Genomic DNA, 15,078 nt, shown 5'->3' with positions numbered 1-15,078 from the left:
CCTAAAAAGAAACTTGTCCTATTTTGTTCTAGCATGACAATTCTTATTCCAGTCAGCTGGAAAATGTGGTATTCAATGTTCAGGTTAGGGCGTACTCTGGATCGGGGGATCGGTTTTGATAAAAAAAGAAGGATAAAAATCACAACGATTTTCATCCTTCTTTTTGCTATTTTAATGATTTTTAACGACTTCCTGCCCCCGTACATTCCACGTAAGGGCAAAAACAAGAGCAGCCAATGCGCACGAAACTGTCAGCAACATAAATCCTGCATCCCAGCCGGAGGCATCAACGATAACCCCCATCAATGCATTCGCTGTGACTGTACCGCCCAGGTAACCAAACAGACCCGTCAGCCCTGCAGCGGTTCCGGCAGCCTTTTTCGGTACAAAATCAAGGGCTTGCAAACCAATCAGCATGACTGGACCGTAAATCAGGAAACCGATAGCGATCAGGCAAATCATATCGACAACGGAATTTCCAGGTGGGTTGAACCAGTAGACCAGAACAGCGATCAATACACCGAGCATAAAGACAAACCCTGCGGGTCCACGGCGGCCCTTGAACAATTTATCGGACAGCCAGCCGCACAGGAGCGTTCCCGGAATACCGGCCCATTCGTACAGGAAGTAGGCAACGCTCGACTTGCTCATATCAAAGCCTTTTTCTTCACTCAAATAGGTCGGCGCCCAGTCCAGAACGCCGTAACGGACGAAGTAGACGAAGATGTTGGCAATCGCGATTGCCCAAACCCATTTGTTGTTCAACACATATTTGAAAAGGATTTCTTTTGTGGAGAATTCTGTTTCAAACGTTTTCTTCTCTTTGTTTGGATAGTCATTGCGATATTCTTCGATAGGCGGCAGACCGACAGACTGTGGAGTATCGCGAATTAAGAAATACGTAATGAATGCAAAGACAATGGCAACCAGAGCAGGCAGGGTAAACACGCCTTCATATCCGGAGGCGGTATTACCCGTAAGTCCGGTAAACATTGCTGCACCTGCAACAGCGAGGGGGGCCATCAAGCCTCCGCCAACGTTATGGGCTACATTCCAAATGGCTGTTTTGTTTCCTCTTTCACTTACACTAAACCAGTGTACGAGGACACGTCCGGATGGAGGCCAGCCCATTCCCTGGAACCAACCGTTCAGGAATAACATCACAAACATGATCGTGACGGATGAGGTGAAGTAAGGAACAACGCCCATCAATAAACTGATAAGTGCAGAAAGAATTAAACCGGCAGGCAAAAACATTCGCGGGTTGCTTCGGTCTGAAAAAATGGCCATTACAAACTTGCTGATCCCGTAGGAAATCGAAATGGCGGATAACGCAAAGCCGAGCTCTGTTTTTGTAAATCCATCTTCAATCAAATACGGCATGGCGAGCGAAAAGTTTTTGCGGATGAGATAGTACGCCGCATAACCAATGAAGATTCCGAGAAACACCTGAAGTCTGAGCTTTTTATACTCAGAATCAATTTGTTCGTCAGGCAATCTGTCAATAGGCGGTGCAGGCTTAAACAGTTTGAGCATCTTATTCCTCCCCCTAGGTGATTTCTAACAAAGACGGAGATGCACGTAAAAAAACCCATACTTTAATGGCGCTTTCAAAAATGAAAGTGCCAAAAAGTATGAGTCTCCGAATCTCCATCATAGTTAACTTGTCGTAAGTGTATTCTATTATTCTGTGAAAACGTTGTCAATGCCGAGCCCGTGGAACAGGCTTAAAAATTCTGGAGCAGAAGAAAATTATCCGCAAAAACGCGGTTGGCACCTCTTCGAAAAGCCTCGATAGAGGTTTTCTTATTGTATGTTAATCAAAAAAATACATTTTTTCCAAATATAAGTATATCTTTATGTTAGCTCATCTGTATGAGGGGGCGAGTAAAAATGAAGGAGGCTTTGTTTGATGTATTTTTTGATGAGAAAAACAGGAGTTTTGGTAGTACTATCGCTTATCTTAATTTTTTCTCTATTCCCGCAGTCTTCTCACGCTATGACACCGTGGACTCCCAACACTGTATACAAGGTAGGAGACATGGTTACGTATCAAGGGCAAGATTACAAATGTACATTTGCTCATACATCGCTTGTCGGGTGGGAACCGCCCAACGTACCGACACTGTGGCAACTGCAAGGTCCCTCTGCTCCCGATACCATTCCACCTACGTCTCCTACAAATCTTGGTGAAGTAGGGAAGTCGAGTAGCTCGGTCAGCTTATCTTGGTCAGCTTCTACGGATGACAGAGCTGTTCAGGAGTATCTCGTCTACAACGGAGATTCACTCGCTGGTACATCGAGTACCACATCCTATACCGTGACTGGGCTTCTGGCAAATACGACATATACATTTACGATCCAGGCAAAAGATGCCGCAGGCAATGTATCCCCACCAAGCGCCTCGATAACGGTAACCACTTTATCTAAATCCCCAACTGAACCGGCGTCCAAACGAGTTTTGATCGGCTACTGGCATAATTTTGACAATGGTTCTACAGTACTCAAGCTAAGAGATGTTTCGGATAAATACGATGTCATCAATGTTGCATTCGCTGAACCAGTCGGTGGGAATCATGCGACAATGGGATTCGTGCCGTTCAATGCATCCGTTGAGGAATTTAAGTCGGATATCGCCTTGTTAAAATCAAAGGGGAAGAAGGTCCTCATCTCGATTGGCGGAGCGAATGGTACAGTAGAGCTGACGACGGAAGCTGCCAAACAAAATTTTATTACCTCGATGACCTCGATCATTCAAACGTATGGATTTGATGGTATGGATATTGATCTGGAAGGAAGCTCCTTGTCGCTAAATGCGGGGGACACTGATTTTAAAAATCCGACAACGCCCAAAATTATAAATTTGATCTCAGCGACTCAAACGATCACGAATACATTTGGCCCATCTTTTATTCTGACAATGGCGCCAGAAACGGCTTATGTCCAAGGAGGCTACACTTCCTATGGTGGGCCGTGGGGCGCTTATCTGCCTGTGATTCATGCCCTTCGTGATCGAATGAATTATATACACGTCCAACACTATAATTCTGGAGCGCTGGAAGCATTGGATGGTCGTACGTATCAACAAGGAACGGCTGATTTCCAAGTAGCGATGGCAGAAATGCTATTGAAAGGATTCCCGATCGGGCGTAATCCTAACAACATGTTTCCAGCCTTGAGGGAGAACCAAGTCGCTATCGGGCTGCCTTCTGCTCCAAGTGCTGCCGGGGGAGGATATACGTCTCCTGCCGATATCCAGAAAGCCCTTCAATATTTGGTAAAGGGCACGTCTTTTGGAGGAACCTACAAACTCCAAAATCCAGCTGGTTATCCGCAGTTCCAAGGAGTTATGACCTGGTCTATCAACTGGGATGCCAGAAATAACTATTCGTTTGCCAATCATGTTCGCACTTCGCTTGATGCACTGAACCAGTAATGGCTGAACCTTTAAAAAACCCATCCGTGAAAGCGGGTGGGTTTTGGGTGTAAAATAACTCTCTCATTCTGGGGGAGAGATCAGAAAACCTAGATTTCATTTAACGGCTTTGGTATTTCACTCCCCACTCACATAATTGTTCCAAAACAGGTAATAGAGTTTCCGCTTTATGTGTGAGACTGTACTCGACTTTAGGAGGAACTTGAGGGTACTCTTTCCGTGTCACCATACCATCTGCTTCCAATTCCTTTAGTTGGGAACTCAATGTTTTATAAGTAATAGCCCCTATCTGTCTTTTCAAATCATTAAAGCGAACCGGCTGGTTTTCTGCCAGGAGGTATATAATAACCATTTTCCATTTACCACCTATGACTGACAAGGTATAACCAAACGGTGTATCTTGAATATTCTTAACCTTACCTTTATATTCAGCCATGCTCATTTTTTACACTATCCTTTCTGGTAGTAGCTATCAATAATGTGCGTACTGTTTTTTTATTTGATTTACTTTTATTCTAATCTTACTTTGAGTAAAGGAGAGAATAAAATGGCTCATGTTAAAACCTACAATCACGGTGTTGCTTGGGAAGAAGGTTTCGGCGTCACACAAGGTTATAGCGTCAATGGTACGATCTACATTTCGGGGCAATTTTCCCATGATATGCAGGGCGCGTTTGTTGGCGAGGGTGATATCGAGGCACAGACCCGACAGACGCTGGATAATCTCGATCGCGTGCTGGCGGGATTTGGTGTCACGAGGTCGAACATCGCTGAGATAGAGGTCTTTCTGACAAATCCGCAAGAGCATTTCGAGAAGTGCGTCAGTATGTACAAAGAGTATGTCGGTGACCATCGTCCGGCTGCTACTCTCATCGGCGTGTCGGGTCTTGCGTTTCCTCAACAACTGATTGAAATCCGCGCCGTCGCACATACCAACTAACTAGGCTGCCGTGGTCAGGCGCAGCAGGTGGGGGGGCTGAACCGCTTGCAAACGGAAGCTAGTTATGTCAAAGACGTGTGGTCTTGGTTTTAAAAGACCAAGGTATGTATTTTCACAATCACCTTTGATGATCAAGGGAAATTTGCAAAACCAAAACCCTGTAACGGAATTAATCTGCTGTTACAGGGTTAGGCAATGTCTTCTCATTCGTATCACAATTATTGACACATCGACAATTCTCGATATAATAATGCGTATGGATCCAATTGAAATTTTTAAAGCGCTGTCCAACGAGTCTAGACTCCAAATTTTGCATTGGTTAAAAGAGCCTGAAAAACATTTTATACCCCATGAAGGAGTTGATATGAGAAAGATCGGGGTATGCGTCAGTCAAATAACTGAGAAATTGAATATGACCCAATCAACCGCGTCCCAATATTTGTCCATTCTCCAACGCGCTGGGCTGATCAAGACGGAGCGTATTGGAAAATATACGTACTATACCAGGGACGAAGAAAAAATACGTGAAATAGGCGCTTTTTTTAGCAGTCAAATATGAACGAATATAACTGAATGCTTCATGGAGTATTCAGTTATATTTTGAGTTTCATATCGACATATCTTAATATGTTTAAATTTTAAGGGGTGCAATTCATGTCGAATACATGGAAGGTTTACTTTTTGTCATTGGTCAGTTTTCTGGTGGGTACTTCAGAGTATGTAATCTCTGGCATCCTGGATAAAATCTCGGATACTATGGGCATCTCCATTACAGCGGCAGGACAGCTGGTTACTATATTTTCATTTGTGTATGCCATTTTAACTCCTGTGATGATGGCCATAACGGCGAAAATGGATAGGAAGAGGCTTCTTGTTAGTGCGCTAGGAATTTTCGTAGTTGCCAATATACTTTCGTTCGCTCTTCAGGGATTTGAATTCTTTATTATGGCGCGTGTGATCATGGCTGTAGGTGCTGGGATGGTGGTTGTGACTGCTTTAGATATTGCGGCCAAGATCTCTCCTGAAGGCAAGCAGGCGAGTTCAATCGCAACTGTCATTATGGGATTTACAGCATCTTTAATTATCGGAGTTCCCCTTGGACGAATAGCGGCAGCTGCATTTAGTTGGCAATCTGTATTCGGGTTTATTGCAATTGCAGGTCTTTTGGCGATGTTTGTCCTGTCCCGCACAATCCCACGAGTAAAAGGAGATGAACCCGTACCTCTTTCGAAGCAATTAGCACTGTTGAAAAACCCGAAAGTTGGGCTTGGTTTATCGGTTACGTTCTTTTGGCTGGGTGGATACTCCATTGCCTATACTTATATATCTCCTTATCTTCTCGAAGCAGCTGGTATAAGTGAAAATTTGTTGAGTAGCGCTTTATTGGCGTTCGGTTTAGCTAGTCTGGTCGGTTCCAAATTCGGTGGTTACAGTACGGACAAATGGGGAGTATCTTCTACATTACTTGGTGGAATGGTTCTGCACGTTGCAGCTCTCATTTTGCTCTCGATTACCGTCTCTATCTCACATGAACCGTTTACGGTGATCGCGATATTGGTATTATGGTCCTTCGCCGCTTGGTCTTCCGGGCCAACGCAACAGTATAATTTGGTTCGGATTGCACCGAATAATTCTGGGGTAATGCTTGGTCTTAACCAATCCATGATGCAGCTCGCGATGGCGGCAGGGGCTGGAATTGGCGGTATCGCTGTTGATCAAGTATCCTTATCGTCAATTACTTGGTTTGGTATGATTGGCGTGTTGATCGCTATCGTTGCTGCACTGATTTTACATGTGATAGTAAAAGAAAAAGTTAGACATAAACCAGGCACATACGAAACACAGTCCAGCAACCGCTGAACGCCAGTCCTAGAGACACAGGCTCGAGGAACGTATGCGTCGGTGACGCGATGTTAACAGAAGGCCATCCTTTCAGGGTGGCCAGTTGTTTTGAGGAACCAAATCATCCGGTGCGGTTTTCATCTTAACTGACTAACTAAGCACAGCCTGCTTCTGAAACTCACTCATGATCCCAATCAGCATCTCTTTATCCATCTGCAATTCGTCTTGCCCCACTTTTTTCAGCAGTTTCTTGGTGTTGTCATTCGGGAAAGTGATACTCCGCTTCCAATACGAATGGAACAAGCTCATAGAAGCATTAAAGGCTTTCTCTTCTTCGGTTAGCAGCTCGTCTGTTTCAAATGGAACAGGTACTAAGTTCGGAAAGTTCAAGACTTCTTTGATGCAATCGACTACTAATTGTTGGGTAGGTGGAACAGGGTTGGTAGCATGATAGATTTCCTTATGCTCGCCATGAGTGAGCGCAGCGAGCAAGACAGAAGAGACATAATCAACCGGAACGAGGTTCGAATTCACGTCGACATCCACCAAGATTCGGTACTTCTGATTTTCCCAGCCTTCTGTGCGGGACGCTCTTCTTTTCAATACGCGAAGGCCTTTTAATAATCCATACAAGCCAAAATTGGTATCAGCCTCGCCCGTTTTGGAATCGCCGATAATGATCGACGGTCTGACAATGATGGTCTCCATTTTGTCGCTATAGGAAAAGACGAGATGCTCTGCCAAGCATTTTGTCTCTTCATAGTTGTTCACGTAGGAGCGTTCCGGGCTGTACAGCGCTTCTTTTCCTTCTGTTTCGGTGCCGATGGTATAAGCCGTACTTACATAGATAAAGCGGGGGGAGCGAATGGCTTCTGCGAATTGTAACGTATTTTTTGTTCCCACTACATTTACCTCGTACGTCTGCGGTTTCTGAGCGGGATCAAAGGAAAGGTATGCGGCAATATGGTACATCGCCTCTATTTTTTGATTGAGCAGTCCCAGATCATTTTCAGAGACGCCCAAGCCTTTTTTCGAAACATCACCGAGTAAAATATGTACCCTTGCCTGGTGTTCTTCGGCAAAGCTCTGCAACAAATCGCTTGCTTTTTTTTCATTACGAGCGAGTAAGTAAAGGGAATGGCCTTCGTTTAATAGATCTTGGGATAGTTTTTTTCCGAGAAAACCTGTTGCTCCGGTTACAAGGATATTCATATGGTTAACCAGCTCCGTATGTTTGTTAGGGGGAGTTACTGACATATCAACAATTCATTATATGATGAAAAATACAGCTGTGACGAGTGCGGATGAAACGGTATCGTGAACAACGGCGCCTTTTAAACAACTGTTTAACAGTCACTTTGATAGCTATTTGCCCTGCTTTCCCGGTATTTTCCTCTGGAGACAAACTGAAAAAACCTCCTGAGCTACTACTGTGTAGCGGCAGGAGGTTTCTTGCTTACAAGCTATGCAATCCAATCGATGGTAGTTCCAGATGCATGTTGGTTTTCCATTCGCTGTTGCAGGTAAGGGTTTTTCTTTTGCTCATCTAATTGCTCGTCATTAGATGAACGCTCTGTCTGATTAGCCTCTTGAGAATTCTCAAGCTTTTTGTCGATCTCGTCAGCCATCTTCAGCAACTTGCCGTCCAAGCCTTCTGCTTTCCGCTTTAGTTCTTCGGACTTCGTAAAATCTCCGTCCTTTGATGAGGGCTCCCACGCTTTAGCTTCTAATTCCAAGGTAATCTGAGCGCGTTTTACACTGTGTATATTCTTGAGGTCGTGAGTTGCCGTTAAAACAGCATGGAGGGTAGGGGAGGGTTGAAGTGATGACTCGTCTTGGTCGGGGGCGATATCCGAAGATTTCTGTTCCTGGCTCTCTTCATCCGTGCCTCTCGCCTTGCGTTGTTCTTCCAACTGAATTCGTTTCATTTGCGTCTCGATTTCCTCGATCTGTTTGTCCATCTCATCCAGTCGTTCTTTCATGACTTTCGGGTCTGTCAGTTTTTCAACCGCATCCGCATAATAGTTGTTCCGTCTCTCCAGCATGGCTTGCTTTTGTTCCATGAGGCTTTGCAGCATCTTATTGGGTGCGTTTTTTCCATTGCTTAGCTGTAGGCCTTGCTGGCTAATCGTTACATGATCCTGCTTTTTGTTGCTGTCATGCTCCAGGGCTTTCGTCTGTAGGTGAATTCCTGGGCTTCTATACTGGACGGACGAGCTTATGGCATATCTAGGTGTAACAGACAACATGAATGATGATACCTCCTTTCATAAATCGAATCGTCAACCAAAACGGCAGCCAATCCAGAGTGCGGATTACTTTTTGGTTATTATTTGTATCGGAAAGAATTTTTCCAAATTTTACTTATCCAATGCCGTGAAGTTTCAAATAGGTACTAACAGGGGAAATATACTTTGCAGAAATGTTCACGTGGAAAAGGTGGGCATAGGTATAAGTCTGACCTGATAGGAACGCGCCTTCTGACGACCGGTGGGGCGTTGTTTGCGTTGCAACTCGTTATTCTACTTCACTAGAGAGGAGTCATCACAGATGATAAAGAAAATGATTACTGGTTATAAAGCATCGCTATCAAAGCAGATCCTGTTTTTACTCGTCCTGCTTATTGTTGTTCCCTCTGTCGTTTTGAGCCTCACCTTAACACAACTGGCGCGCAACCAGTTAGAGCACGAATTGCTGTCTCAAGTCGAATCGGTTACTACGATGATTACACAAGTACTCAATAACTCGTACGAGGATTATTCTGCTACGATTGATAGCTTTGCGGATGTTCAAGTTCCGCCGGGGCAAAGTGCGGATACGTATATCTATGATCGCATCCGCAACATAGAGAAAGACATTGACAATGTTTTGGCTGCGTTTATGTACTACGACAAACGATATTACAACTCGGCGAAAAAGGAAATTGATCCGACTACCCGTGAATGGTACAAGGAAGCAATGCAGCATAAAGGGCAGGTCGTTGTGACGCCACCTTATATCGACGCGATAAGCGGAAGCTACGTGATTACGTTTGCCAAGACGCTCCCCGATGGGAAAGGAGTAGCAGGAATCGACGTTTCTATCGATCACTTAAACGAGCTGGTAAAGACGTACAAGATCGGAGAAAAGGGATATGTCAGCTTGTTCGATCAGAACAATGTGACAATGTCGCATCCGCGATTCCCGCAGGGCAAGCCGCTTGAAGACGAGCGCTTCCAAGTGATGCGTAATCAGGCGCAGGGTTCTTTCGAAATGGAGGATAACGAGCTTCGTGAATATTACCATTTCAACAAGGAAAATTCACTCGGATTGAACGTTGTCTCCGTGATAGATTGGAATGAAATCAATCAAAAAACGGGGCCACTGATGCGGACCTCATTCTTGTTCATCGTACTGTTGCTTGCCCTCATTGCCCTGTTTGTTTGGATATTCATGAAACGCACAGTGCGACCAATTCTGCAATTGAAGCAACTGACCGACTCAATCGCGCAGGGCGATTTGACGGTCCGGTCCATCCAGAGTGGAAGAACGGATGAGATTGGGCAGCTGCAATCCAACTTTAATACGATGTCGCAATCGTTGTCAGATGTCTTGCGTCAAATTACCGATCATTCCGAGCAAATCTCAGCTTCCTCCCAGCATCTGTCTGCGAATTCGGAGGAGAACGTGCAAACAATTGAACAAGTCGCTGCCTCTATGCAAGAAATAGCGTCCATGTCTTCCGATATGAATCAGAGTATAGATACCGTGAAGCAATCGGCGACGCAAGCGCAACAGGAGCTGGATGACGCCATCCGCATCCTGCGTGAGAGCACGGAAATGTCGCAGGTCATCACCAGTCTGGCTAATACCGGAGAGGAGTCCCTTGGAGCTGCAAGACAACAGGTGAATATGATCGTGGAACATTCTGCCCGTTCTAAGCAGGAGATGGAGGAATTAAAACAGGTTGCTGAAGAAATTAGCGGGGTGACGAATTTCATCCAGGATATCGCCTCTCAGACGAATTTGCTTGCGTTGAATGCTGCTATTGAAGCGGCGCGCGCCGGGCAAGAAGGTCGGGGGTTCGCTGTCGTCGCTGATGAGGTACGCAAGCTGGCTGATCAGACAGGGTCTGCTGCTGAAAAGATCGACAGTCTGATCGGTGAGGTTCAGAATCGCGTGCTTCACATGGTTAGGCGCACGGAGGAAGGTGTAGATTCTGCTACAGCGGGAAGCGATTTGACACAATCGGTTGAGCAGCGCTTTACAGAGATGTATGAGGCCATTAACCGCATTGACGCGCATCTCGCGCAAGTAGCCCGCGTTAGCGAACGGTTGATGCAATCAAATACAGCGATGCTGGTAGCCTTTGGTGAATCGAGCTCTATGAGCCAAGCTACTGCACAAGAGGTCGACCAAGTCGCCGCAGCCAGTGAAGAACAGAATGCTTCGATGGAGGAAGTGGCGGCATCGGCAACGCATCTTGCCAACATTGCGGAAGAGTTGCAGTCATTGGTGCAGCGTTTTAAATTGGAGCGTACACAGTAGTTGTAGTGATAGAGAGAAAGAAGACCAACAGATGTTGGTCTTTTTTTGTCCATGTTGATCCGAATAGTTATCTAAGTAACGTCAGCGTAACTTCTATCGAATTATCAACAAATGATCGATTTGGACGAGATTTCAAGATGACGGTCAGTCCAATTAACGATACGATAAGCGCTTGTGCAGTAGCTTTCGCTTCTATACCCGAATCGAGTTCACCTGATTGGATACCTCGCTCAATCGTTTCTTGAAAGATGACAGAGAGGTACATTTGGTGTTCCCTTGTCAAAATCTCAAATTTCTCATCATGAGGGGCTAGCTCGACCATGGTATTAATGCAAAAGCATCCTCGGCTGAGACCTTCCGCATATTCCTCGTCGGCTACCTCCCTAAAAAAGTGGCGAAATGCCTCTTTTACAGATGGATGGTTTTGAAGCTTCGCTCGTATCTCCGAAGCACGAGACATCGTGTATCTACGTAGTGCGGCTTCGAACAATTCTTTTTTGTCCCCAAAGGTTGAGTAAATACTGGGGCGCTGGATACCCATACGGGAAGTTAAATCACTTAATGAGGTAGCTTCATACCCCTTCTCCCAAAAGAGCTGCATAGCTGCTTCTAGTACTTTTTCTTCGTCAAATTCGCGTGTTCTTGCCATAAAGAGTACCTCTCATTACTCATGTATTCAAATCTATGTATCGGCCAACATTTTGTACTGAATGGTATTTTATATTTTATTGGTTTTCATCTGCCTTGTCAATTTTAGGCTGGTTTATTCACAACTAAAAAGAATGATGTTGACAGAAAAAGAAATAGTGGGATATATTTACTGGGCATAATAACGTACCGATCAGTATGTTATTATGCTCGGAACGAAAAATGAAAGGAGGTAAGGTGAAGTCAGATGGAGGAAGCTGTTGAAAAAGTAGCGGCTAAAGCCGATAGGAAGGCGGATTCAGTGCAAGGCTCTCCCATGCCTCGCTATGTAACACTATTGTTTGCGGTTGCTTGCGGGATGTCAGTTGCGAATATCTACTTTGCGCAGCCGCTACTTGATCATTTGTCGAGGGAGTTCGGAATTAACTATTCCCTCATTGGGATTCTGATCACCCTTACTCAAATCTTTTATGCAGTAGGACTGTTGTTGCTTGTGCCGCTTGGCGATTTATTGAACCAGCGCCGCTTGATTATTGGTCAGATGTTTTTATCTGTGGTAGCGCTGGTTGTCGTAGGGACTGCTTCCACCAGCACGGTACTATTCGCAGGTATCGCTGCAGTCGGATTGCTTGCCGTTGTGACGCAGACAATTGTTGCTTTTGCGGCGACCATGGCTGCTCCTGCTGAGCGAGGACGAGTGGTTGGAGTCGTTACAAGTGGAATCGTCATTGGCATACTTCTAGCGCGAACCATTGCGGGAGTTTTAACAGATCTTGCGGGGTGGCGTTCCGTATATCTGGTCTCTGCTGCCTTTCTATTGTTACTGGTTTGCGTATTATTTCGGGTATTGCCAAATAGGGTACGAGAGGTAAAGCCGCTATCCTATCTCCAGTTACTTGGATCGGTACTGATGTTGTTTGTGCAAGAACGGTTATTACGTATTCGCTCTGTTCTGGCTATGCTGATCTTTGCTGCCTTTAGCATTTTGTGGACGCCATTGGTACTGCCTCTGAGTGCGCCGCCACTATCTCTGTCGCACACGGCGATTGGGGCGTTTGGTCTCGCAGGGGTTGCCGGAGCGTTAGCCGCAGCGAGGGCAGGGAAGCTTGCAGATCGGGGTTATGGACAGAGAACGACGGGTTTTGCCTTGAGTCTATTGCTACTATCGTGGCTGCTCATCAGCTATACAGAACAGTCGCTATTTGCCTTGGTGATCGGTATAGTTTTGCTTGATTTGGCGGTACAGGCCGTGCATGTTACGAATCAAAGCATGATCTTCACCTTGGGTGCAGAAGCGCGGAGTCGGCTCACGGCGGGCTATATGGTTTTCTACTCGATCGGCTCATCTGCTGGATCCATTGCCTCGACCTATACATATGCGCATTTTGGCTGGGAGGGAGTATGCTTGCTCGGAGCCTCTGTCAGTGCGTTGGCTCTGGTGTATTGGGCAGTGACGAGACGCGTTTCGGCTATCCCAGGGAAATAGAGTTACTGAAATAGTTCGAAATGGAGATATTTCAAATGAAACTATTCTAGTTCCAGAGCTGTTGACTGATACAAGTTTTGCAAAAGGAGAGATGGCCTGTGGAGATTGGGATTACTTCGTTTGTGGAAACGACACCGGATGTTCAGACAGGTGAGGTGATGAGCCACGCACAGCGATTGCGTGAAGTGGTCGAGGAAATCGTCCTCGCTGATCAGGTTGGGCTTGATGTATTTGGCATAGGTGAACATCATCGCAAGGATTATGCTGCTTCTTCTCCAGCTATGGTGCTGGCTGCGGCTGCGCCACTGACAAAAAGGATTCGGCTGACCAGTGCAGTGACAGTGCTTTCTTCGGCTGATCCAGTGCGTGTTTTTCAAGATTTTGCTACACTCGATGGCATTTCGAATGGACGGGCAGAGATTATGGCGGGACGCGGTTCCTTTATCGAGTCTTTTCCCCTGTTCGGCTATGACTTGAATGACTATGATGAGCTGTTTGAAGAACATTTGGAACTGCTCCTGAAAATACAGGCGTCCGAAAAAGTAACCTGGCGGGGCGGTCATCGGCCAGCTATTCAGAATTTGGGCGTTTATCCACGGCCTGTTCAGAACCCTTTACCCATATGGATTGGGAGCGGGGGCAATCAGGAATCGGTTGTTCGTGCGGGTCTGCTGGGATTGCCGCTGATGCTGGCGATCATTGGTGGGAGTCCGCGGCAGTTTGCGCCACTTGTGCAGCTTTACAAAAAGGTGGCCATGCACGCGGGTCATGACGTATCGCGATTAACGGTTGGGTCCCATTCACTGGGATTTGTTGCAGAAGATACGGAACTGGCGGCAGATACATTCTTTCCTTCTACCCAGGCAGGAATGAATAAAATCGGAAGGGAGCGGGGCTGGGCGCATTATAACCGTGCTACCTTCGATGCCGCACGCAGCTTGGAGGGGGCATTGTATGTGGGTGATCCGGAGACGGTGGCCCAAAAGATCATCCACCTTCGCAAACAGGTAGGCATAACGCGCTTTATGATGTATGTACCGATATCCACGATGCCGCATGATCAGGTAATGAGAGCCATTGAGCTGCTGGGAACAGAGGTAGCGCCTCGGGTGCGAGAGGAAATAACCAAGTGGGAAGCAGAGACAGAGCAAGAATCAACATTGGCTTAATGGAGGGATTCACGTGGACTTTCATCGTCGAGTACTGCCGGAATTAAGGCAAACATTAGCACAATTCCCTGGTTTTCAACTGGAAGAAAATTTGGAGTCGAGCAGGGCTATGCTGAAAAATCCGCCTATTGTGAAGTCGGAGCATGTACGTACCACAAGTCGAATGATTCCAGGCGCAGCAGGAGAGATGCTGGCGAAAATATACGAGCCCGTCAAGCGAACAGGCGGTAAGCTTCCGGCTATGCTGTGGATTCATGGAGGAGGCTATGTGTTGGGGCACCCTGATATGGACGACGCTTTATGCGAACGCTTCGTACAAGCGGCTAATTGTGTCGTCGTATCGGTCGATTATCGTCTGGCTCCCGAGCACCCTTATCCAGCTGCCATCCAGGACTGTTACGCCGGTTTAACGTGGATGACAGACGAAGCTGAGTCACTCGGCATCGATGTGGATCGGGTTGCGATTGCTGGTGCAAGCGGGGGAGGGGGGCTGACCGCAGCCCTTGCTTTAATGGCTCGCGACAAAGGCGGACCGGCGCTTATCTTCCAAATGCCGTTGTATCCAATGATCGATAACCGTAATCGTACAGCGTCCAGCTATGAAATCGAGGCGGAGAATGCAACCTGGAACCGGATGAACAATTTGGCTGCGTGGAGCATGTACCTGGGCGAAGATGCCGACGACAGTCAGGTATCCGCATATGCGGTGCCGTCGAGAGCAGACAGCTTGGAGGGGCTGCCGCCAACTTATACGTGCGTAGGACAGCTCGATCTGTTCCGAGATGAGACGATCGAATATGTGACGCGCCTTGCACAAGCGGGGGTAGACGTAGAATTTCATCTATATCCCGGATGCTACCACTGCTTTGAAGTGTTTGTCCCCGAAGCGGAAGTGAGCAAGCGTGCCAGCCAAAGCTATGTGGATGCGATGGCAAGAGCGCTTAATCCGAAATAGTCGAGGAGGCAAAAAGCACAACAACCGCTCGAGGGAGGTCTCGGCGATTGTTGTGCTTTTGTATGCTCTTGTAAA

General features: G+C 46.5%; 13 protein-coding genes. 8 read left to right on the top strand and 5 right to left on the bottom strand.

The window, feature by feature from the left end; translation table 11 throughout:
- Nucleotides 1-171: 171 nt before the first annotated feature.
- Complete coding sequence (gene glpT, locus KB186_RS24255; protein ID WP_173612537.1) at nucleotides 172-1,536, bottom strand: glycerol-3-phosphate transporter; 1,365 nt, start codon at nucleotides 1,534-1,536, stop codon at nucleotides 172-174.
- Nucleotides 1,537-1,912: 376 nt separating this feature from the next.
- Between glpT and KB186_RS24250 the strand changes: the two genes are divergently transcribed.
- Nucleotides 1,913-3,436: a chitinase gene (locus KB186_RS24250; protein ID WP_173612536.1), complete on the top strand. Its 1,524-nt coding sequence runs from the start codon at nucleotides 1,913-1,915 to the stop codon at nucleotides 3,434-3,436.
- A 100-nt stretch (nucleotides 3,437-3,536) separates the two neighbouring features.
- On the opposite strand, the gene KB186_RS24245 is transcribed toward KB186_RS24250, so the two are convergent.
- The gene (locus KB186_RS24245; protein WP_173612535.1) at nucleotides 3,537-3,878 is read right to left on the bottom strand and encodes a winged helix-turn-helix transcriptional regulator; all 342 of its coding nucleotides are present in this window, start codon (nucleotides 3,876-3,878) and stop codon (nucleotides 3,537-3,539) included.
- A 105-nt stretch (nucleotides 3,879-3,983) separates the two neighbouring features.
- Between KB186_RS24245 and KB186_RS24240 the strand changes: the two genes are divergently transcribed.
- The 3 genes from KB186_RS24240 to KB186_RS24230 all read left to right on the top strand — a co-directional run bounded on the left by KB186_RS24240 (nucleotide 3,984) and on the right by KB186_RS24230 (nucleotide 6,236).
- A complete protein-coding gene (locus tag KB186_RS24240) occupies nucleotides 3,984-4,376 on the top strand; it encodes a RidA family protein (RefSeq protein ID WP_173612534.1) in 393 nt (130 codons plus the stop codon).
- Nucleotides 4,377-4,632: 256 nt separating this feature from the next.
- On the top strand, nucleotides 4,633-4,935 hold the full coding sequence (locus KB186_RS24235; RefSeq protein ID WP_064203332.1) for an ArsR/SmtB family transcription factor: 303 nt from the start codon (nucleotides 4,633-4,635) through the stop codon (nucleotides 4,933-4,935).
- Between the two features lie 95 nt (nucleotides 4,936-5,030).
- A complete protein-coding gene (locus KB186_RS24230) occupies nucleotides 5,031-6,236 on the top strand; it encodes an MFS transporter (RefSeq protein WP_221867431.1) in 1,206 nt (401 codons plus the stop codon).
- A 132-nt stretch (nucleotides 6,237-6,368) separates the two neighbouring features.
- On the opposite strand, the gene KB186_RS24225 is transcribed toward KB186_RS24230, so the two are convergent.
- The gene (locus KB186_RS24225) at nucleotides 6,369-7,430 is read right to left on the bottom strand and encodes an SDR family oxidoreductase (RefSeq protein ID WP_221867430.1); all 1,062 of its coding nucleotides are present in this window, start codon (nucleotides 7,428-7,430) and stop codon (nucleotides 6,369-6,371) included.
- Between the two features lie 251 nt (nucleotides 7,431-7,681).
- Nucleotides 7,682-8,467: a hypothetical protein gene (locus KB186_RS24220; protein ID WP_232774532.1), complete on the bottom strand. Its 786-nt coding sequence runs from the start codon at nucleotides 8,465-8,467 to the stop codon at nucleotides 7,682-7,684.
- Between the two features lie 301 nt (nucleotides 8,468-8,768).
- On the opposite strand from KB186_RS24220, the gene KB186_RS24215 reads away from it, so the two are divergent.
- A complete protein-coding gene (locus KB186_RS24215) occupies nucleotides 8,769-10,745 on the top strand; it encodes a methyl-accepting chemotaxis protein (protein WP_232774531.1) in 1,977 nt (658 codons plus the stop codon).
- Nucleotides 10,746-10,812: 67 nt separating this feature from the next.
- Here KB186_RS24215 and KB186_RS24210 read toward each other — a convergent pair whose 3' ends face one another.
- Complete coding sequence (locus KB186_RS24210) at nucleotides 10,813-11,394, bottom strand: TetR/AcrR family transcriptional regulator (protein WP_232774530.1); 582 nt, start codon at nucleotides 11,392-11,394, stop codon at nucleotides 10,813-10,815.
- A gap of 246 nt (nucleotides 11,395-11,640) precedes the next feature.
- Between KB186_RS24210 and KB186_RS24205 the strand changes: the two genes are divergently transcribed.
- From KB186_RS24205 to KB186_RS24195, 3 genes are all read left to right on the top strand, one after another.
- Nucleotides 11,641-12,879 (top strand): MFS transporter, encoded by a 1,239-nt coding sequence (locus KB186_RS24205; RefSeq protein WP_370646714.1) that lies wholly within the window; start codon nucleotides 11,641-11,643, stop codon nucleotides 12,877-12,879.
- 98 nt (nucleotides 12,880-12,977) lie between these two features.
- Nucleotides 12,978-14,048 carry an LLM class flavin-dependent oxidoreductase gene (locus tag KB186_RS24200; RefSeq protein ID WP_173612527.1) on the top strand — a complete coding sequence of 357 codons (1,071 nt, stop codon included), beginning with the start codon at nucleotides 12,978-12,980 and terminating at the stop codon, nucleotides 14,046-14,048.
- Between the two features lie 13 nt (nucleotides 14,049-14,061).
- The gene (locus KB186_RS24195) at nucleotides 14,062-15,003 is read left to right on the top strand and encodes an alpha/beta hydrolase (protein WP_232774529.1); all 942 of its coding nucleotides are present in this window, start codon (nucleotides 14,062-14,064) and stop codon (nucleotides 15,001-15,003) included.
- Nucleotides 15,004-15,078 lie beyond the last annotated feature (75 nt).

Source organism: Brevibacillus sp. AF8 (assembly GCF_021270385.1).
GTDB lineage: Bacteria > Bacillota > Bacilli > Brevibacillales > Brevibacillaceae > Brevibacillus.
This window is presented reverse-complemented; position numbering and strand designations above follow the sequence as displayed.